This is a genomic window from Streptomyces chromofuscus, from assembly GCF_015160875.1.
GTDB lineage: Bacteria > Actinomycetota > Actinomycetes > Streptomycetales > Streptomycetaceae > Streptomyces > Streptomyces chromofuscus.
Genome location: NZ_CP063374.1, coordinates 1820370 through 1840166, shown reverse-complemented (window position 1 = coordinate 1840166; position 19797 = coordinate 1820370). Strand labels below are relative to the sequence as shown.

The 19797-nt window shown below is 71.2% G+C and carries 20 protein-coding genes; 15 read left to right on the top strand and 5 right to left on the bottom strand.

Annotation, left to right across the window (positions count from 1 at the left end; genetic code table 11):
• Window positions 1-33: 33 nt before the first annotated feature.
• Together IPT68_RS08330 and IPT68_RS08325 are read right to left on the bottom strand one after the other, a co-directional pair.
• Window positions 34-234: a DUF397 domain-containing protein gene (locus IPT68_RS08330; protein ID WP_189701866.1), complete on the bottom strand. Its 201-nt coding sequence runs from the start codon at window positions 232-234 to the stop codon at window positions 34-36.
• A complete protein-coding gene (locus tag IPT68_RS08325; RefSeq protein ID WP_189701867.1) occupies window positions 231-1091 on the bottom strand; it encodes a helix-turn-helix domain-containing protein in 861 nt (286 codons plus the stop codon). Before IPT68_RS08325 ends, IPT68_RS08330 begins: the two co-directional genes overlap by 4 nt.
• A 166-nt stretch (window positions 1092-1257) precedes the next feature.
• On the opposite strand from IPT68_RS08325, the gene IPT68_RS08320 reads away from it, so the two are divergent.
• From IPT68_RS08320 to IPT68_RS08275, 10 genes are all read left to right on the top strand, one after another.
• On the top strand, window positions 1258-1731 hold the full coding sequence (locus IPT68_RS08320) for an ATP-binding protein (protein WP_189701868.1): 474 nt from the start codon (window positions 1258-1260) through the stop codon (window positions 1729-1731).
• Window positions 1732-1870: 139 nt separating this feature from the next.
• Window positions 1871-2143: a hypothetical protein gene (locus IPT68_RS08315; protein ID WP_189701869.1), complete on the top strand. Its 273-nt coding sequence runs from the start codon at window positions 1871-1873 to the stop codon at window positions 2141-2143.
• A 113-nt stretch (window positions 2144-2256) separates the two neighbouring features.
• Window positions 2257-3171 carry a helix-turn-helix transcriptional regulator gene (locus tag IPT68_RS08310; RefSeq protein ID WP_189701870.1) on the top strand — a complete coding sequence of 305 codons (915 nt, stop codon included), beginning with the start codon at window positions 2257-2259 and terminating at the stop codon, window positions 3169-3171.
• A gap of 47 nt (window positions 3172-3218) precedes the next feature.
• Window positions 3219-5429 (top strand): McrB family protein, encoded by a 2211-nt coding sequence (locus IPT68_RS08305; RefSeq protein WP_189701871.1) that lies wholly within the window; start codon window positions 3219-3221, stop codon window positions 5427-5429.
• Window positions 5426-6685: an McrC family protein gene (locus IPT68_RS08300; RefSeq protein WP_189701872.1), complete on the top strand. Its 1260-nt coding sequence runs from the start codon at window positions 5426-5428 to the stop codon at window positions 6683-6685. Before IPT68_RS08305 ends, IPT68_RS08300 begins: the two co-directional genes overlap by 4 nt.
• A gap of 182 nt (window positions 6686-6867) precedes the next feature.
• On the top strand, window positions 6868-7152 hold the full coding sequence (locus IPT68_RS08295; protein ID WP_189701873.1) for a type II toxin-antitoxin system Phd/YefM family antitoxin: 285 nt from the start codon (window positions 6868-6870) through the stop codon (window positions 7150-7152).
• Between the two features lie 5 nt (window positions 7153-7157).
• A complete protein-coding gene (locus IPT68_RS08290) occupies window positions 7158-7544 on the top strand; it encodes a type II toxin-antitoxin system VapC family toxin (RefSeq protein ID WP_228040507.1) in 387 nt (128 codons plus the stop codon).
• A 171-nt stretch (window positions 7545-7715) separates the two neighbouring features.
• The gene (gene fabG, locus IPT68_RS08285) at window positions 7716-8420 is read left to right on the top strand and encodes a 3-oxoacyl-[acyl-carrier-protein] reductase (RefSeq protein ID WP_189701875.1); all 705 of its coding nucleotides are present in this window, start codon (window positions 7716-7718) and stop codon (window positions 8418-8420) included.
• Between the two features lie 5 nt (window positions 8421-8425).
• Window positions 8426-9193 (top strand): enoyl-ACP reductase FabI, encoded by a 768-nt coding sequence (gene fabI / locus IPT68_RS08280; protein ID WP_189701876.1) that lies wholly within the window; start codon window positions 8426-8428, stop codon window positions 9191-9193.
• 181 nt (window positions 9194-9374) lie between these two features.
• Window positions 9375-9728, top strand: coding sequence for a hypothetical protein (locus IPT68_RS08275; RefSeq protein WP_189701877.1), 354 nt, complete (start codon window positions 9375-9377; stop codon window positions 9726-9728).
• On the opposite strand, the gene IPT68_RS08270 is transcribed toward IPT68_RS08275, so the two are convergent.
• A complete protein-coding gene (locus tag IPT68_RS08270) occupies window positions 9703-10398 on the bottom strand; it encodes a FadR/GntR family transcriptional regulator (RefSeq protein WP_189701878.1) in 696 nt (231 codons plus the stop codon). The genes IPT68_RS08275 and IPT68_RS08270 overlap by 26 nt on opposite strands.
• Before the next feature lie 70 nt (window positions 10399-10468).
• On the opposite strand from IPT68_RS08270, the gene IPT68_RS08265 reads away from it, so the two are divergent.
• The 4 genes from IPT68_RS08265 to IPT68_RS08255 all read left to right on the top strand — a co-directional run bounded on the left by IPT68_RS08265 (window position 10469) and on the right by IPT68_RS08255 (window position 13520).
• Window positions 10469-11845, top strand: coding sequence for a CynX/NimT family MFS transporter (locus tag IPT68_RS08265; protein WP_189701879.1), 1377 nt, complete (start codon window positions 10469-10471; stop codon window positions 11843-11845).
• Window positions 11846-12291: 446 nt separating this feature from the next.
• The gene (locus IPT68_RS34600; RefSeq protein WP_265583930.1) at window positions 12292-12408 is read left to right on the top strand and encodes an SGM_5486 family transporter-associated protein; all 117 of its coding nucleotides are present in this window, start codon (window positions 12292-12294) and stop codon (window positions 12406-12408) included.
• A 321-nt stretch (window positions 12409-12729) separates the two neighbouring features.
• Window positions 12730-12936, top strand: a complete 207-nt coding sequence (locus IPT68_RS08260) for a hypothetical protein (RefSeq protein WP_189701880.1) — start codon at window positions 12730-12732, stop codon at window positions 12934-12936.
• Between the two features lie 65 nt (window positions 12937-13001).
• Complete coding sequence (locus IPT68_RS08255) at window positions 13002-13520, top strand: SixA phosphatase family protein (RefSeq protein ID WP_189701881.1); 519 nt, start codon at window positions 13002-13004, stop codon at window positions 13518-13520.
• 109 nt (window positions 13521-13629) lie between these two features.
• On the opposite strand, the gene serB is transcribed toward IPT68_RS08255, so the two are convergent.
• Together serB and IPT68_RS08245 are read right to left on the bottom strand one after the other, a co-directional pair.
• Window positions 13630-14838, bottom strand: coding sequence for a phosphoserine phosphatase SerB (serB, locus tag IPT68_RS08250; RefSeq protein ID WP_189701882.1), 1209 nt, complete (start codon window positions 14836-14838; stop codon window positions 13630-13632).
• Window positions 14839-14995: 157 nt separating this feature from the next.
• Window positions 14996-17068: a streptophobe family protein gene (locus tag IPT68_RS08245; protein ID WP_189701883.1), complete on the bottom strand. Its 2073-nt coding sequence runs from the start codon at window positions 17066-17068 to the stop codon at window positions 14996-14998.
• A 199-nt stretch (window positions 17069-17267) separates the two neighbouring features.
• Between IPT68_RS08245 and IPT68_RS08240 the strand changes: the two genes are divergently transcribed.
• Window positions 17268-19763 carry an ABC transporter ATP-binding protein/permease gene (locus tag IPT68_RS08240; protein WP_189701884.1) on the top strand — a complete coding sequence of 832 codons (2496 nt, stop codon included), beginning with the start codon at window positions 17268-17270 and terminating at the stop codon, window positions 19761-19763.
• Window positions 19764-19797: the final 34 nt, after the last annotated feature.

Below are 19797 nucleotides of genomic sequence, written 5' to 3'. Positions count from 1 at the left end.
TGCCCGCCCGTGAGCGTCATGGACGACGCGAACTCAGCCGTCCAGAGACGAGCCGGCCGCGAGAGCCGTGAACGCCGCCCAGGCAGTCGGCGTGACGACGAGAGGGCGGAAGCGCTTGTCCTTGGAGTCGCGGATGCGGACGGCTTCGGGGCGCACGGCGACCTCAACGCAGTTGTCGCCCTCGCTGCCGCTGTAACTGCTCTTGAACCAGTGCGGCTCATCGATAGTGCTCATAGCGCTCCTCGCATCTGTTCCAGCAGCTTCACGGTAGCCCGGCAGTCCAAGGCCTGTGAACGCAGCTTGCCATAGCGCTGGAGCAGGACGCTGACGTCTTTGGGCGCAGAGATCAACGTGCTTGACCGCTGTCCTTCGGTGTATCCGACCCACTGATGAGAAGGAGTCTCGGCCAGATACATCTGACCGTCGATGCCGCAGTGGTCCTCCTGGAGGCTGGGCATGACCTGAATCTCGGCATTGCGCCGGGTGCCCACCTCAAGAAGGTGGTCGATGACCTGCCTGGTGACATCGCACCCTCCCATGCGCCGCACCAGGACGCTCTGCTCAATGACGAAGCTGAACGCGGTGTTCTGTCTGGTGGAGATGAGTTGCTGGCGGTCGAGCCGAGCCGCGACCTCGCGCTCGATCTGCTCCTCGGAGACAGGCGGCAAGCGCCGATCGAACACCGCCCGGATGTAACCTTCCGGCTGCAACAACCCAGGAACCGCCCGGCACTCATACGCATACAAGGAGATCGCCTCCTCCTCGATCCCTGCCCACTGCCGGAACCACGACGCCAGTCCAGCCCTCCGCGTCAGACTCTTCGCCGCCGCCGTAAGGACCTTGACCGCGACCGGCCCCAGTACTTCCTCCGCCCGCGCGGGCAGGTCCGCCGGCGGGAACCGCTTCCCCTGCTCGATCTTGGCGACGTACGCGGCCGAGTACCGCACCTGCAGAGCGAACTCTTCCTGCGTCAGGCCGGATTCCTCGCGCAGTGCCTTGAGGACCACGCCGAAGGTCTTGAGACTGTCGGAGAGCTCCGCTTCCGTGCCGTTCGTGCCGCCGTTTCCTCCTCCGCCGGGGTCCGCCCTCATCGCCACGTGCCTCCCGTGTCCGCGCTTTCACGCCTCGCTCAACCCCGCCCGACCCACCCGGGGGCACGGGGAGTTACCCACCCAGTCCAGAGTGTGCACTGGTACAGCCCTGCCTGTATGGGTGTCGTCCCTGTTGAGGGCCGGGAGGGGCCGGAACGCTGGGCGCATGCCAGCACCACGAGCCCAAGGGGCCGTAACCGTAAGTGTGTTCGCTCAGCGGTTCTCCGCCACGCGCCGCGGCGCGCGTCTCGCCCGCAGGCTCGCCACGCACCGGCTCGACCTGTGGCGCCTGCCCTACGGCAGTCCGGCGTCTGACACCGTCACCCTCGTCGTGGCCGAACTCGCCGCCAACGCGGTCCTCCACGGCCGCGTCCCGGGACGTGACTTCGAGCTGCGGCTCACGTACGACCGGACCGCGGGACTCGTCCGCGTGGAGGTGTCCGACACCCATCCGGGGCACCCGGAGCTCCCTGAGCCGGCGGTCCGGCTCTCTGCGGACACCGGCAGCGGGAGAGGCCTGCTCCTCGTGGAAGCAGTCGCCGACCGCTGGGGCGTGGTCGGGCGAACGGGGCCGGGCAAGACCGTGTGGGCCGAGTGCGCGGTCTTCATCCCATGCAACCCGCGTCCCGTAAAAACGTAGTTGACGATCATCTTCCGCAACGTCCCGCTGTACGTGCTGAGTTATGGTTTCGGCCAGTGTCAGTGGTGCCGGGTAGGCTTGTCGGCCTGTTCGAGTTGACGGTCAGCTCTGCGACGGGCGAAGGCTTGTGGAGGCGTACGTGGTCGGACGCGAGATCGCTGCGGCGGACCATCCGAGCAAGGAGGTCAGGGCGGTCCTCAAGCGGCTCGTCGCCGACGGGTGGGCGCTCACGTCGGAGGCCCACTGGGGCACGCTGTACTGCCCCTGCCCGGACCACTGCACGGTGATCCGCGTCGGGGGCACGCCGAGGAACCCCGGCCAGGAGGCCCGTCGAATAGCCCGCAAGGCGAAGTGGTGCCCGCTGCCTCCGGACGACCCGCGTGCGGCCCTCCGGGGCGGCGTTGTCAATTGACAACGCCGCCGGGCTCGGCGAAGCTTGCCACAGGGGGCGTTCCCTGGAGCGAGAGGCGCAGACACCGGAACCAGGAAGAGCGAACAGGCATACGCATGGGGGACTGGGGCGTCATGGAGTATGAATTCCACTTCGTCGTGGACGGGATCGAGGTGGACGACGACAAGGCCGTCGCGATCGTCCACGACACCTTCGACGGGGTACTGACCCGCCATCGCGGCCGGCACTTCCTGGACGTCTCCGAGAGCGGGGTCAACGCGATCGACGCGGCCCACCGCATCGTCGTACGGCTGCGCAAATCCCTGCCCGCCCTCAGACTGGTGCGCACCGACCCCGACCTCGTCGGCGTCTCGGACATCGCGGAGCGTGTCGATCGTTCCCGTCAGAACGTCCAGCAGTGGGTGAGCGGCGAGCGGCGGCAGGACAAGCTGCCCTTCCCGGACCCCGAGGGGATCACCGGACGCTCGCCGGTGTGGCGCTGGGGAGACGTCAACGCCTGGCTCGCCCAGTTCGACGAGGGCGACGAGGTGCACCCACCCACCCGTGAAGAGGCCCTGACCATCGACTTCCTGCTGCCCAAATGGCAGCGCACCCTGGACGACGGTCTTCCCCTGGTGCACTTCGCCGCCGCCGAGACCGGGGACGGCCGGGACGAGGAACGGGAGACCGTCCAGCGGCTGCTGGAGGGCACGCTGGCGCTGCCCGGCGTGCTGGAGCGGATCGCGGCGATCCCCGTCCCCAGGACGGAGCAGCAGCGGCTCACCGTCGTGTGCGCGGTCCTCCCCGACCGGCTGAGCAGCGTGGTGTCCCGCATCGGTCACGACGAGGTGTGGGCGGTCCTCGCCTACCAGGGCGCGGAGGGCGAGCTGCGGCTTCAGCCCGTCGGCACGGCGGACGCCCCGGGCGCCATCCCGGTCTCCCGCCTCGGTCTCGGCCGCGACGCCACGGTCGGTGACCTCCTGCTCGTCCAGACGAACGGCCCCGACGACATCCCGGTCACGCCGATCACCCCGGTCGGCCTGGACTGAGTCCGGGCGCGGCCGTCACCCCCCGTCTCCTGCGAAGAAAGGACGCCTTGGCCAGCATCACGACCGTCGTCGCCCAGGCCCTGCACACCGCCGCCATCGTCCTGCGGGAGGACGCGCCCCAGGACGGCATGGTCTTCCGAGAGCTGTGGGAGCGGGTTCTCGCCAGGAAACCGGGGCTGGAGGCGGGCTGGTTACAGGCGGTCGGCGAGTCCGAACAGGAGAACAACACTCCCTTCAAGGACTACGTGAACCGGAACGCGACCAACCTCGTCAAGGCCGGATGGCTGTACCGGGGCGCGCGCCGCTGGCAGCTGACCGGTATCGGCGTCGACGCCCTCGACCGTTGGCCCGACCCCGTCGACTTCTATCTCGATGCCTGCCGGCGCTACCGGCAGTGGGAGCGGCAGCAGCAGTACGTCTCGGTCGCGATGACCGCGCTGGAGCAGCTTCCGGACGGGGGGCACTGGGTCGCGCTGGAGGACCTGGCCGCGGAATTCACCGTCGACCCCGGCGTACTGGGGCCGGTGCTGCGTGGCGCGCGGCCGCCCGGCTGGTATCTGGCGCTGGGGGAGGACGGGCAGGCGGGCGCCGGGCTGCCCATGTGGCCCTTCGAGCGCGACCAGTGGCGCACCTTGCTCGACGAGGAAGGACTGCTCGACCAGGGCCGCAGCAGCCTGGACACTGTGCGAGCCCTGCCCGACCGGCGGATGCCCGTCTGGGAGGCGCTCAAGGCTGCCAAGCAACCGCTCGAAGAGACTGCGGCCGACCAGGAACTGCCCCGCCAGCTGTGGATCATTCGGGGCGTCGACGCCAACACCGGCGTTCCCCTCATCCGCGGCCTGTGGCGCGACGAATCCGTGGTCACCCTGGCAACGGGCTTCCAGCCTCCGACCGTCGCGGCGCGTGACCTGGAAAGCCTCCGAGCGGTCGTGGACACGGCCCTCCCCGCCACCGCACCGGCCCGTCGAGATGCCGTCGCCCGGGAACTCGACGCCTTCCTCAACCGCATGCGCAGGGGCGACATCGTGCTGTCCACCGACGGCTTCGAGACGTACGTCGGAGTGGTCGACGGCCCGGCTGCCCACCGCGCGGAGCGGCTGGAGCGCCGCGTCGACTGGCGCAACCTGAACAAGCCCCTGGACTTCCTCAAGGACCTGCCCTCCGGACTCGCGAGCGTGGTCCAGGACGCGGACTCCCAGGTCCTGGAGGCCACCGAGTACGCCGAGACCGTCCTCGCCCTGATCGGCGACATGCCGCGCACCGCCTCGCTGCCCACGGACCCGGCCGTCCTGCCCGACGCCACCCCCGAACTGGCCGAGGCTCTCCATATGCCCGACACGACCTGGCTCCAGGACTGCGTCGAACTCCTCCGCGCCACCCCGCAGCTGATCTTCCACGGGCCGCCCGGCACCGGAAAGACGTACACGGCGCTCGCCCTCGCCCGCCATCTGGCCGGCGCCTCCAGCGCCACCAACGTACGCCTCGTCCAGTTCCACCCCGCCTACGCCTACGAGGACTTCTTCGAGGGCATCCGCCCGCGCCTGGGCGGAGGACAGGACGGTGACACGGGCGGCGGGCTCGCCTACGACCTCGTCCGGGGCCCGCTGCGCAAGCTCGCCGACGAGGCGGAGCGGCGCCCGGCCGAGGTGTTCGTCCTGGTCATCGACGAGATCAACCGCGGTCATCTCGCCAAGATATTCGGCGAGCTGTACTTCCTCCTGGAGTACCGCAACGAGCGTGTCCACCTGCTGTACGGCTCTGACGACGGCCGGGGCTTCCGCCTCCCGCCCAACCTGTACATCCTCGGCACCATGAACACCGTCGACCGCTCGGTGGCGTACATGGACGCGGCCATGCGCCGCCGCTTCTCCTTCATGGAACTGCACCCCGACACCCCGCCGGTGGCCGGTTTGCTGGACTCCTGGCTGCGCGGGCGGGCGGAGGAACGGAGCGAGGACCCGGCCGCGTACGACGACTCCCACGCCCGCCTCCTCGACGAGATCAACCGCCTCCTCGCCGACGGAAGCCCCGGGGACCGCTCCTTCCGCGTCGGCCCCTCGTACTTCATGCAGGACCTCGCCCACACGGGTGACGGTGCTCTCGAACGGCTGTGGAAGACACAGATCATCCCGCTCCTCACCGAGCACCACTGGGGCGACGGCACCGACGTGGAGTTCACCTACGGACTGGACAAGCTGCGGGAGCAGCTCGGCATCCTGCCGCCCCCGGGTGAGACCTCCGGCTCCGAGGACTCTTGAACCCCCGCCGCACCCAGCCACGGGACTGCCGTGACACCGTCGCGCGCATCCGGCTCGCGGAGGGCGGCGGCTGGACCACCTGGGACCTCACTCCGGCCCAGGTCGCGACGCTCGCCGCCCACGACGGCCTCGTCCACCTGCACCCCGAGACCGCCACACGGTGGCGTCTGAAGGCCAGGGACCGCGTGGGCTCCGTACGCCTCGGCACGGGCGACGGCGCCCTCCAGCTGACGATCACCCCCAAGGTCCCGGTCGACCGTCTCCTCCACCTCGTCTCCTACGCCCCCGAACGCGTCGACTTCGATCCGCGCCCGGTCACCGCCGACGCGCGCCCGGACCTCCTCCCGGCCCTCGCGCACGCCTTCGTCTCCGCCGCCGAACGGGCCCTGCTGCACGGCGTCCTCCACGACTACCGGGAGACGTGCGACACGCTGCCCGTCGTCCGGGGCCGTATCCGCCACGCCGACCAGCTCCGCCGCAGACCGGGCGTCCCCGTGCCCCTGGAAGTCGCCTACGACGACCACACGCCCGACATACCGGAGAACCGCCTCCTCCTCGCCGCCGCTCGTCGCCTCCTGCGTGTGCCCGGCCTTGACCCGGCCCCGCGCTCCGCCCTCCAGCGCCTTACCGCCCGGCTCGACGGAGTCCGGCTCCTGCCCACCGGGGCGCCGACACCCCGGTGGACCCCCGGCCGGCGGAACGCCCGCTACGCCCACGCACTGGTCCTCGCCGAACTCGTCCTGCGCGGTGCCTCCTACGAACTCGGCGACGGCCGCGAGATCGCCGTCGACGGGATGCTCATGACCATGTGGCGCCTCTTCGAGGCCTACCTGGCCCGCGCCGTCGGCGAAGCCCTGCGCCTGCGCATCGGGGGCAGGCCCGAGCCGCAGGACCGGAATTTCTCCCTGGACGTCGCGGGCAGGCACGTCCTCAAGCCCGACCTCGTGCACTACCTGCCGTCGCCGCGCGACGGGTCGATGCGCCAGGCCGTCGTCCTGGACGCCAAGTTCAAGACCAGACCGCAGCGGGGCGACCTGTACCAGATGACCGCGTACTGCGTACGCCTCGGTCTCGCCGAGGGCCATCTCGTCTACGCCTCCGGCCGACCCGGAGTCGTGGAGGTGCCGGTGGGGGAGGGGCGGCTGAGGATCTGGCGACACGTCGTCGATCTCTCACGTCCCTGGCGGAACCTGGCCTCGGACATCGACGGTCTCGCCGAGTCGGTCGACACCGCGCGCAGCGGCGGAGCCATGTGAAAGCGACGGTGTCCCGGAAGCCGGAGGGCGGTGCGATCTTCGACGCTGCTGACCTCTCGGGCTTGTGGCCGTCGTGGTTCACGGAAGGGTGACGTCTCGACGCTGCGGCTGAATGCCGACGGAATGTAGGTACCATCAGGGGTATGTACGCACAACCTGCCCTGCTGTGAGGGGAGCGCGGTATGAGCACCATTTCCGTTCGCGAGTTCTCGTACAACCCCAGCGCGGTCTTCGCCCGCGTCGAGAAGGGCGAGGCGATCCAGGTCACCCGGCACGGCAACGTGATCGCGATACTGTCACCGGCCGGCAGTCCCATGGAGCGGTACGCGCACCTGGTGGCGCAGGGAAAGATCAAGCTGAAGCCGGTCACCGCCGCCGACCGCCACAGCATGCCGCACTACGAGGTGCCGGAAGACGTCGACCCCGTGGCGCTCCTGCTGGCCGAGCGCGAAGAGGACGACCGTTGATCTACATGGACACGTCCGCGCTGGTCACCTGGATGACCCGGCGCAGTCACTGGGGCGCGTTGGACGCCTTCCTTCAGGAGCGGGCCACGGAGCCGCTCGCCACCAGCACGCTCGGCTTCGTGGAGACCGTACGGACCCTGGACCTCATGGGGCACTTTCCAAAAGCCATGGAGGACCTGGATGCTCGGATCACCGAGATTCTCCTCACCCGAGAGGTACGTGACGCTGCGGCTCTGCTGGTCGGGCGTCTGAGGACGTTGGATGCGATTCACGTGGCCAGCGCACTCTCCCTGCGGGACGACCTGACCGCCGTGGTGACCTACGACCGCAGGATGCTCGAGACCGCTCGCGCCGAAGGGCTGTCGGCTCACGCACCGGGTATGGCGGACTGACCCGGGGCTGGACTGTAGGAACCCGACAGGAGGCCACGGGAGCCACTGTCGGTGCCCGAATGTCCCCCTGTGGGCCCAGACCGATAGGTTTTCGGAGAAGCCGCCTGTCATCGTTGCCTGTCATCCGGGCGTCCGGGCGGAGAACGAAACCGCTATCGAAAGGGTGATCCGTTGAGCCGCTCGGTTCTCGTCACCGGAGGCAACCGGGGCATCGGCCTCGCCATCGCCCGCGCTTTCGCCGACGCCGGCGACAAGGTCGCGATCACATACCGCTCGGGTGAGCCGCCGGCCGGCTTCCTCGCCGTCAAGTGCGACATCACCGACCCCGAGCAAGTGGAGCAGGCCTACAAGGAGATCGAGGCCGAACACGGCCCCGTCGAGGTCCTGGTCGCCAACGCCGGCGTCACCAGGGACCAGCTCCTGATGCGGATGTCCGAGGAGGACTTCACCTCGGTCGTCGACACCAACCTCACCGGCACCTTCCGCGTCGTCAAGCGCGCCAACCGCGGCATGCTGCGCGCCAAGAAGGGCCGCGTCGTCCTCATCTCGTCGGTGGTGGGCCTGTTCGGCTCCCCGGGCCAGGCGAACTACGCCGCCTCCAAGGCCGGCCTGGTCGGCTTCGCGCGCTCGCTCGCCCGTGAGCTGGGCTCGCGCAACATCACCTTCAACGTCGTCGCGCCGGGCTTCGTCGACACCGACATGACCCAGGCGCTGACCGACGAGCAGCGCGCGAACATCGTGTCGCAGGTGCCGCTCAACCGGTACGCGCAGCCCGAGGAGATCGCCGCGGCGGTGCGGTTCCTCGCCTCGGACGACGCCTCGTACATCACTGGAGCCGTCATCCCCGTAGACGGCGGACTGGGAATGGGTCACTGATCACCATGAGCGGAATTCTCGAGGGCAAGCGCGTCCTGATCACCGGTGTGCTGACGGAGGCCTCCATCGCCTTCCACACCGCCAAGCTGGCACAGGAGCAGGGCGCCGAGGTCATCCTCACCGCGTTCCCGCGGCCCACGCTGACCGAGCGCATCGCCAAGAAGCTCCCCAAGCCCACCAAGGTCGTCGAGCTCGACGTCACCAACGACGAGCACCTGGGCCGCCTCGCCGACGTCGTCGGCGAGGAGCTGGGCGGTCTGGACGGCGTCGTGCACTCCATCGGCTTCGCGCCCCAGGACGCGCTCGGCGGCAACTTCCTCAACACGCCGTTCGAGTCGGTGGCCACGGCCATGCACGTCTCGGCGTTCTCCCTGAAGTCGCTGACCATGGCCTGCCTGCCGCTGATGCAGAACGGCGGCTCGGTGGTCGGCCTCACGTTCGACGCCCAGTTCGCCTGGCCGCAGTACGACTGGATGGGACCCGCCAAGGCCGCCCTGGAGGCCACCAACCGCTACATGGCGCGTGACCTGGGCAAGCAGAACATCCGCTGCAACCTCGTCTCGGCGGGCCCGCTCGGCTCCATGGCCGCCAAGTCCATCCCGGGCTTCAGCGAGCTGGCGTCCGTGTGGGACACCCGCTCCCCGCTGGAGTGGGACCTGAAGGACCCGGAGCCGGCCGGCCGCGGTGTCGTCGCCCTGCTGAGCGACTGGTTCCCGAAGACCACGGGCGAGATCGTCCACGTGGACGGCGGTCTGCACGCGATCGGCGCCTGACCGGTCGATCGCCCGGTGATCGACCGATCACCGCTGATCGAGGGCTCGCATCCGACCGGGTGCGAGCCCTTGCTCGTCCCCCGTTCGGCCCATCCGGCCGGGCGGGGGCGGCGCCCGAGCGGGCACGCTGGGGGGAGCGTCACCACGCGTCCCTCCCCAGCACGGCCGAGGAGGTCCCCTTGTGCGCCTGTACCGCTGCCTGGCCTCAGTGACCGTCGCCGTGGCCGTCGTCCTGTCCGCGCCCTACGACGCGAAGCCGTACGCGCGCGGGGCGGCGGGGGAGGAGCAGGACCCGCCGCCGTTCGGCGCAGCCTGCCGCACCAGCATCGAGGGTTCGCACGTGGTCGCCCACTGCCACAACCCGTACGTGGACGTCGACCGGGTCCGCCTGCACATCGAGTGCGACCGGTGGTGGGACCTGGACACCGACAGCGCCCCGGTCGACGCCGAGCCCGCGATGACCGTGCGCCTGACCGGCCGCTGCTGGATGGAGGTCCGCTCGGTGTGGATCAGCCACCAGAACCGGGGGAGCTGAACCGGCCCGGGCGGCACTGGAACGGATAGCTCGCCGCCTCCGTCGCCGCCGTCCCGGCGTCGCCCGCGCGGATCGCGTCCAGCAGCCGGCCGTGGTCCATGTACGTCTCCGGGGTCAGCTCCTCGCCGACGTCCTCGCGCAGCCAGTCGCGCAGCACCTCGCCCAGGTCGGCGTACATCGCGGTCATCACGTCGTTGTGGGAGGCGGCCACCACGGCCAGGTGGAAGGTGGCGTCCGCCGCGACGAACGCCTCCGCGTCGCCCGACTCCCACGCCTCCTCGCGCCGCAGCAGCAGCGCGTCGAGCTGCTTGAGGTCCTTCTCCGTGCGCCGTTCGGCGGCCAGCTTCGCGGCGGCCGACTCCAGCGTGGAGCGCAGCTCGGCGATGTGCCGGGGGTCGGCGCCGGCGAAGCGGCGGTGCATCACGCCGGCCAGCTCGCTGGTGGCCACGACGTACGTGCCGGAGCCCTGGCGGATGTCCAGCAGGCCGTTGTGCGCCAGCGCCCGGACGGCCTCGCGGACCGTGTTGCGGGCGACCCCGAGCTGCTCGACCAGCTCGGGCTCCGTCGGGATGCGGGAGCCGACCGGCCACTCGCCCGAGGCGATCTGGTTGCGCAGCTCGGCGATGACCTGCTCGGACAGTGCCGAACGGCGGGGATGGCTCAAAGGCATGGCACACCTTCGCACGGGAGCGGCGGCCGCGGACCGCACCGGCATGGACAACCAATCATCCCATGATTCTATGATGGGCAGCATGGCAAGCGAGGACACCTGGACGCGGCACCACCCCGACATACGCGGTTCGGCCACGGCCGAGCCCCCGTGCGCGACGGAAGCCTCGCCCACACGCGCGGGGAACAGCGCGGCGGCCGGGACGCCGCCCGCGCGCGCGTGGACCACGCGGCTGATCGTCGTCGCCATCGTGCTGTCCGCCGTGAACCTCCGCCCCGCCATCACCAGCCTCGGCGCGCTCCTGGAGGAGGTCCGCGACGGGCTCGGCATGAGCGGCAGCGTGGCCGGCCTGCTCACCTCGGTGCCCCCGCTCTGTTTCGCCGTCTTCGGCGTCATGGCGCCGCGGCTGGCCCGCCGCTTCGGCCTCGGTGCGGTGGTGTGCGCCGGCATGGCCGCCATCACCGGCGGCCTGCTTCTGCGGCCGTACACCGGCGGCACGGCAGGCTTCCTGGCCGCCAGCGCGCTCGCCCTGATGGGCATCGCGGTCAGCAACGTGCTGATGCCGGTCATCGTCAAGCGCTGGTTCCCGGACCGGGTCGGCTCCATGACCGGCCTGTACTCGATGGCGCTGGCCCTCGGCACCTCCCTCGCGGCCGCGGCGACCGTGCCCATGACCGAGGTGCTGGGCGGCAGTTGGCAGTCGGGGCTCGCCGTGTGGGCGGTCCTGGCGGCCGTGGCCGTGGTGCCGTGGCTCCCGTTCGTACGGGACCGGCGGGACGTACGGGAGGGTGGGCCGGCGCCCGCCGCGAAGACGCCCGGACGTGAGCCGCACGCGCGCGAGGAGGCCGCCGCGGCTCCCGCGCTGCGGATCACCCGGAGCCGTACCGCCTGGGCACTCGCCGTCTTCTTCGGCCTCCAGGCCACCGCCGCGTACATCACGATGGGCTGGATGGCGCAGATCTTCCGCGACGCGGGCGTCGCAGCGGGCACGGCCGGACTGCTCCTCGCCGTCACCATGGTCATGGGCGTGCCGCTGGCCTTCGTCATCCCGCGCCTGGCCACCCGGCTGCCCCAGCAGGGCCCCATCGTGCTCGCGCTCGGCCTGTGCGGACTCGCCGGCTACGCCGGCCTGTACTTCGCGCCGGCCGGGGGCGCCTGGGCCTGGGCGCTGCTGCTCGGCGTCTCCAACTGCGCCTTCCCGCTCGCCCTCACCATGGTCGGGATGCGCGCCCGCACGGGTGCGGGTGTCGCCCAGCTGTCGGCGTTCGCGCAGAGCACCGGCTACCTGATCTCCATCCCCGGGCCGCTCCTGGTGGGCGTCCTCTACCAGCACAGCGGCGGCTGGGGCCTGCCGATCGCACTGATGGCCGCGCTCATGGTCCCGCAGATGGCGGTGGGCCTCCTGGCGGGCCGCGACCGCACGGTGGAGGACGAGGCGGCTCGCTGAGGCCGGGGAGATCGGAGGGGGCCGGGTGAGACCGGGGGAGGTCGGAGGCTGAGGCCGGGGAGATCGGAGGAGGCCGGGGAGATCGGAGGAGGCCGGGGGCTTGGCCGGGGAGGCCGGGAGGCTGAGGCCGGGGTGCGCTGGGGGCGGGCTGAGGCCGAGGGTGGGCTGGGGGTGCTGGGGCGTTGGCCGGAAGGCTGGGGGAGACCTGGTGGGTGCGCCAGGGGGCTCGCTCGCGTGGCGCGGGGGTCCGCTGCGTTGACCAGGAGGCTCGCCCCCGGGGCATGATCAGGCGGCTCGCCGACCCCCCGACGCCCCGACGCCCCCGCCCGGGCGCGGGGTGCGGGGGTCCGCTGCGTTGACCAGGAGGCTCGCCCCCGGGGGCATGATCAGGCGGCTCGCCGACCCCCCGACGCCCCCGCCCGGGCGCGGGGTGCGAGACTTGCCCCATGCCAGTGCTCGACCCGAACCCCCGCAACGGCCAGAAGAAGATGCTGCTCGTCTTCGGCTCGTTCCTCGCCATCTTCGTGATCATCGCCGTCATCGCGTCGATCGCCGCACCGTGACCAGGGCCGCCCGCGCGCGGATCCCCCACGACTGACCTCGCCGCTTCCGCGGGCCGCTCGTCCATGGCTGATCTTGCTGCTTCCGCGGGCCGCTCGTCCATGGCTGACCTCACCGCTGCCGTTCACCACGGCTGCCCCACCGCATGCCGCAGACCCGCCCCCTTCGGGGCATGGTGGGGCTAGCCCCCCATCCCCTAGGGGGTAAGGGTCAGGGTCAAGTGGGTGGATCACCCGATGGGTTGGCGGCTGTTGATTCCGTACCTTCGAAACGTGGCCGCGACAGGCGGGGCCACACCATCGAGGACGGACCACGGAGGCAGCATGCCGGCCAGCACGCACACCCCGCCCCGCTCGGCGACCACGGGCCGTGTCGACATGCGGCTGCCCTGGTGGGCCCTCGCCCTCCCGGCGCTCGCCTTCGTCGCCCTGCTGACCCTGATGCTGAACCCCGCCGACGCCCACGCCGCGAGCGGCGAGCCGGCGATCGCGCACCTCGTGGAACGCGCTCATCAGCTGATATCGCGCTGAGCACGCCCCAAGACGCCCGTCAACTCCCTGCGCCTCATGGCCTGTTTCATGCGAAGCTGGATCTCATGAGCGTCGCTGACCCCCGCAGGATTGTCCTCTTCCGGCATGCGAAAGCCGACTGGCCGCAGGTGAACGACCATGAGCGGCCGCTCGCCGAGCGGGGCCGAAAGGACGCCGCCGTCGCCGGACGCAAGCTGGCCGACTCCGGCATCTCCTTCGACCTGGCCCTCTGCTCCACCGCGACCCGGACCCGCGAGACGTGGAAGCTCGCCGTCCAGGAGTTCCCGCAGCGGCCGAAAACCGTCTACGAGGAGCGGGTCTACGAGGCCTCCCCGGGCGAGCTGATCGCCGTGCTGAACGAGACGCCGGACGACGCGCAGAACGTCCTCCTCATCGGCCACAACCCCGGCGTGCAGGGCCTGGCCGAGGTGCTGTCCGGCTCGGCCGACGGCGCCGCCCGCGAGCGGATGAGCCGCCGCGGCTTCCCGGCCGCCGCCTTCGCCGTGCTGTCCTTCACCGGCTCCTGGAAGTCCCTGGAACCCGGCGTGGCCACCCTGCTGGACTACTGGGCCCCCTCCGAGTGACCCACCGCGCACGTGAGGGGCCCGGCACCGTGCGGTGCCGGGCCCCTCACGTCCGGGCGTCGTCTCGGGTCCGAGCGCGTGTCCTCGCGGGTCCGGACGCGCGGAGGACTCAGTCCTCCTCGTGCGCGTCCGCCGCCTCGACCTCCTCGCGGGTGACACCGAGCAGATAGAGGACCGTGTCCAGGAACGGCACGTTCACCGCGGTGTGCGCCGCCTCCCGGACCACCGGCTTGGCGTTGAAGGCGACCCCGAGGCCGGCCGAGTTCAGCATGTCGAGGTCATTGGCGCCGTCACCGATCGCCACCGTCTGCGACAGCGGTACGCCCGCCTCCGCGGCGAACCGGCGCAGCAGCCGCGCCTTGCCCGCCCGGTCCACGATCTCGCCGGTGACCCGGCCGGTCAGCCTGCCGTCGACGATCTCCAGCGTGTTGGCCTGCGCGAAGTCCAGGCCAAGCCGCTCCTTGAGGTCGTCGGTGACCTGGGTGAACCCGCCGGATACGACCCCCACTTGGTAGCCGAGTCGTTTCAGCGTGCGGATCAGCGTGCGCGCGCCCGGCGTCAGCCGCACCTCACGGCGCACCTTGTCCACCACCGACGCGTCCAACCCCGTCAGCAGCGCCACGCGCGCGTGCAGCGACTGCTCGAAGTCCAGCTCCCCGCGCATCGCGGCCGCCGTCACCTCGGCGACCTCCGCCTCGCAGCCGGCGTGCGCGGCGAACAGCTCGATCACCTCGTCCTGGATGAGGGTCGAGTCCACGTCCATCACGACCAAGCGCTGAGCGCGCCGGTGCAGGCCCGCCGCGACAACCGCCACGTCCACGCCGAGTGCCGCCGCGTCGGTCACCAGGGCGGTGCGCAGCGGCTCGGTCTCCACGCCGGACACCGCGAACTCGACCGCAGTCACCGGGTACTTGGCGAGCCGGAAGATACGGTCGATGTTGCCGCCGGCCTTGGTGATCCGGCCGGCGATCGCGGCGGTCGCCTCGGCGGTGAGCGGATGCCCGAGCACCGTCACCAGGGACCGGCCGTGACCGCGGGGCCGGTTGTCGCCGTGGCCGGAGATGATCTCGGCCTGCATCTTCATCGACTCCGCCCAGCTGTGGACGGTCGCCCGCAGCTCGCCTTCCAGGCCCTGGGGCGGCTCGGTCACGAGCGCGCACAGCACCATCCGGCCTCGCGTCACGACCTGCTCGATGTCGACCACGTCGACGGAGTAGGCGGCGAGGGTGTCGAAGAGTCCGGCCGTGATGCCCGGCCTGTCCTTGCCGAAGATCTTGACAAGGAGAGTGGGGACGTCAGAGGTCTGCGAAGCGCTCATGGTGTTCCCACGGTAACCGGCACGGAGTGCCGACCGCCTGCGAGGTCCGCCTGGCGGACACGGAACACTCGATAACCCTGGATGTCGTTCCGGTGGCGAGCGCCTGACAGTTCGCCCCCGACGCCGCCCCCCCCGCACCCCCCTAAGGATCCCCGACTCACCGCCCCCGCCCGGGTCGTCCAGGAGGCGGCGGACCAGGAGGCGGAGGCCCCGGTGGCGGTGGGCCGTCCTCCGGCGGAGGCGACCCCGGGGGCCGCCTTCCGGGCGACGAGGCCCCCGGCGCGCCCGACCGTGACCGGGGAGGCGGCGGCTCGAAGGGCCGGGCGACCGTGGGGGCCCCGTACACGTCGTCGCCCTCCGCCGCTCGCGCGTGGTCGCTCCCGGCAGCCCGTCCGTGCTCGCTGCCCGGCCCCCGCACGTGGTCGCCGCCGATCGCCCGCCCGTCACCGCCTGCCCTTGGTACGGGGTCACCCCCGGCCCGTCCGCCGCCCGCCGCGCGTGCGGGGTCACCCCCGCTCGCCCATCCGTCGCCCCCGCCCGCCGCCGCGCCCGGTGGCCGTGCGTCCTCGGGCTCCCGCAGGCCGTCGGGCAGCCGCAGGTACGGATTGGTGTCGGGGTTCGGCGGCCGGTACGGCGTGCTCGGCACGTACGGCCCCGAGGTCTCCCCGTGCCCCCGCACCCCGGCCGCCGCGTCACTGAGTGCCGCCGGCGCCGCCCGTCGCCCGGCGGCCCCGGCCGCACACGCCAGCAGTGCCCCGACCGCCCCGGCGCCCGCCCCCCACAGTGCCCCGAGCAGCAGCGCGGCCGGAAGGTCGGAGCGCAACTCGATCCCGGCACCGAACGCGTCGAACCCCAGGACGGACAGCGAGGCGTCCACTGACACCTCCGTCAGCCACCCGAGCAGCGGCAACGCCACCGCGGTGACGCACCCGAGCCGCAGCGCGCACCACCCGGCGAACCACAGCGCAGCCGGACCCCGTACGCACCCCGCACCCGTGCCGGACGGCCCTCGCACCGCCCCCCGCGCGGCCGTCACCGCCCCCCGCGCACCCGTCACCGCCCCCCGCGCACCCGTCACCGCCCCCCGCGCACCCGTCACCGGCGTCCGCACCCCCGTCAGAACCCCTGCCAGCAGCATCATCAGGGCCGCCGCCACGCCCAGCAGCCACAGCCGCCCGTCCAACTCCGCGAGCCGTCCCAGGGTGACCTGCTGGTCCGAGTCGACGAGCAGGTCGTCCAGCGGATCCGGCAGGAAGCGGGTGAGCGCCCCCGACGCCTCGCCGTGCCACGGCACGAACAGGCCGAGGGGAACGCCCAGCCACACCCCGTTCGGGGCGCCCAGCAGCGCCGCGCCCGCGATCCGCCCGGGGTGGTCGTCGCCGATCGCCGCGTACGCCGCCGCCGCGAGCCCCGCCACCACCGCCACCAGCACCACCGTGACCAGCGCCGAAACGGCCGGCCGTACCCCCCGGTGCACGGCCTCCCAGCCGCGGGGCAGGGAAGTGCGGCGGGAGGCCAGCAGCGCGATCAGCAGCACGCCGACGGCCCAGCCCAGCCCGCCGAGCAGCGTCGGCGCGGGATCGACGGCGAAGCCCACCGCCGCCTCCGCGTCCACCAGGTCGCCGACCCGGTCCGGCAGCAGCCCCCCGACGTCCCCGACGTCACCGAGCCCGGGAATCTCGAGGCCCCCGGAACCCGAGCCGCCGGGCAGGTCGTCCAGACCGAGCGCGCCCCCGTCGATCGTGACGACGTCGTGCCCGGCCCATGCCAGTCCGCCCAGCGTCGCCACGAACAGCGCGGCCACCGCACCGGCGCGCGCGAGCAGTTCGGAGGCCGCGACCACAACTCCCGCCGCGCGCAGGGACCGTAGGAAGAACCAGGACAGCAGGAGAGCGCCGACCAGACTCACGCCCAATGGCGTGATCTCGATGGCCGTGGTGGCCTCCGCGCCGGTCAGTCCGAACGCCGACAGATCGCCGGACGGTGTGACGGAACCACCTGCCCCGAGGGCCACCACCGCCGCGGTCATCGGCCCCAGCGAACCGGCCGAGTCGGCCTCCAGCAGGCGCAGTCCGAGCGCCGCCGTCGCCGCCATCCCGATCAACGCCCAGCTCACGGAGGCGATCGCGGACAGCAGGATGTCGACCCAGGGCAACCTCGTGCCGTATCCGGCCTTCTCGACGCTCACGGCAGACCCCCCGATCCGCGGCACGGTGTCGCCGCCGCGCATGTCCCTCTCGCGTGGGATTACCACTCTCCGGGCTGGTTTCCACCCCGTCAACGGCGCACGGAGACATGTCCGTACGCCGTCTTCACAAGGCCCGACTTTTGGTCAGAGGGCCGCTCCTGAAATAGTTCCCCCCGATGTTCGACATCCCTAGACTCCCTGCGACGGGGGTAACTCGGGGGACAACTCAGTGGGGCATGGAGTGCCGGAACTCGTACTGCAAACCAATGGACGGACCTGGACGCTCGACCCGTCCAGGGCTTACACACTCGGACGCGATCCGCAGGGAGACATCGTGTTCGACGACGCCAGGGTGTCCTGGCGGCACGCCACGGTCAGTTTCAACGGCCGCAGTTGGGTCATCGAGGACCATGGCAGCACCAACGGCACGTTCGTGCACGGCCGACGGATCCACCAGACGGAGATCGGGCCCGGCTCGGCCCTCCACCTCGGCAACGCGACCGACGGACCGCAGGTGAGCCTGTCCGGCGCCGCGGCCGCCGTGACGCCCCAATCGCAGCCGCAGCAGCAGCCGTTGGCCGCGCAGGGCGCGAATCCGGGCTGGTCGCAGCAGGCGCCGCAGCAGCAGGCGCCGCAGGCCGGCCGGCAGCAGCCGCAGATTCCGCAGCAGCAGGGCCCCGGTGGTGCGGCGGGGGCACCACCGGTCTACGGCGACCGCAGCCCGACCACGTTCCACCAGTTCTCCCTCGGCCGCGTGATGCGCATCGGCCGTGCCCTGGAGAACGACCTGGTCGTCTCCGACCTCCAGGTCTCGCGCAACCACGCCGAGTTCCACTCGACGCCCGACGGGCGCATGGAGATCCGCGACCTCGGCTCGCACAACGGCACGTACGTCAACGGTCAGCCGATCCCCAAGGGCGGCTCCCAACTGCTCGGCCCCACCGACATCGTGGGCGTCGGCCACTCGACGTTCCGGATCGTCGGCGACCGGCTGGAGGAGTTCGTCGACACCGGTGAGGTGTCCTTCTCCGCCCGGCACCTGACCGTCACGGTCGACGGCGGCAAGCAGATCCTCAAGGACGTCTCCTTCGGCGTCCCCGAGAAGTCGCTGATCGCGGTCATCGGCCCGTCCGGCTCCGGCAAGTCGACCCTGCTGAAGGCGCTGACCGGCTACCGGCCTGCCAACCAGGGCGAAGTCCTGTACGACAACAGGAACCTGTACAAACAGTTCGCCGAACTCCGCCAGCGCATCGGCCTGGTGCCGCAGGACGACATCCTGCACAAGGAGCTGACCGTCAAGAAGGCCCTCAAGTACGCGGCCAAGCTGCGCTTCCCGGCCGACACCACGGCCGCCGAGCGCGAGGCCCGCATCGACGAGGTGCTGCGCGAGCTGAAGCTCGACATCCACAAGGACAAGAAGGTCACCTCCCTGTCCGGCGGCCAGCGCAAGCGTGTGTCCGTGGCCCTGGAGCTGCTGACCAAGCCGTCGCTGATCTTCCTCGACGAGCCGACCTCCGGCCTCGACCCGGGCATGGACCGCGATGTCATGCAGCTGCTGCGCGGCCTCGCCGACGACGGCCGTACGGTCCTCGTGGTCACCCACTCCGTGGCCGAGCTGGCCCTGTGCGACAAGCTCCTGGTGATGGCCCCGGGTGGCGCGGTCGCCTACTTCGGCCCGCCCGAGGAGGCGCTGAACTTCTTCGGCTACGACACCTGGGCCGACGTCTTCTCCGCCTTCGAGAACTACCGCGACTACGACTGGGCGGGCCGCTGGAAGGGCTCGCAGCACTACCAGATGTACGCCGCGGACATCGACGCCGTCGCCCCGCAGGCCGTACCGATGCCGGCCATGCAGGCGATGAAGCCGCCCAAGCCGCAGGGCTGGGTGTCGCAGTTCGCCACGCTGGTGCGCCGCTACGTCTCGGTCATCGCCTCGGACAAGGGCTTCCTGGCCCTGACGGTCATCCTGCCGCTCGTCCTCGGCTCGGTGAGCCTGCTCATCGACTCCGGCAAGGACCTCCTGGTCAACACGGAGATCAACCCGAACACCGGCAAGCCTGTCGCCAACGGCACGGCCCTCACCGTCCTGCTGATCCTCGCGGTGGGCGCCTGCTTCGCCGGTGCCGCCAACTCCGTCCGTGAGCTGATCAAGGAACGGGTCATCTACGAGCGGGAGCGCGCGACCGGCCTGTCCCGGTCCGCGTACCTGATGTCCAAGGTGTTCGTGCTCGGCCTGATCACCGTGCTCCAGGGCCTGATGGTCGGCGTCATCGGCTTCTCCAGCCGCACCATCCCGGACGAGGGGCTGATCCTCGGCAGCCAGATCCTGCTGGAGCTGTGCATTCCGATCATGGCGCTGGGCTTCACCGCGATGATGTTCGGCCTGATCATCTCGGCTCTGGTGAAGACCGCCGAGAAGACCATGCCGCTGCTGGTCATGTTCGCGATCGTCCAGGTCGTGTTCACCGGCTGTCTGTTCCCCCTGGCCGGCTCGGTCGGTGTCAACGAGTTCTCGTACCTGATGCCGTCGCGCTGGGCGGTCGCCGCCGCGGGCGCCACGCTCGACTTCAACAACATCAGCCCGCCCGCCAAGGGCGAGAGCAACGACCCGCTGTGGGAGCACACGGTCGGCGCGTGGACCCTGGACATGGTCGCCCTGATCGCGCTCGGCGTGATCTGCGGCTTCTTCGTGGCCCGCTTCCTGCGCCGCCACGAGCCGGAGGTCATGCGCAAGTAGTCGCCTGCGTGCCGACGCCGAAGGGCGGCACCCC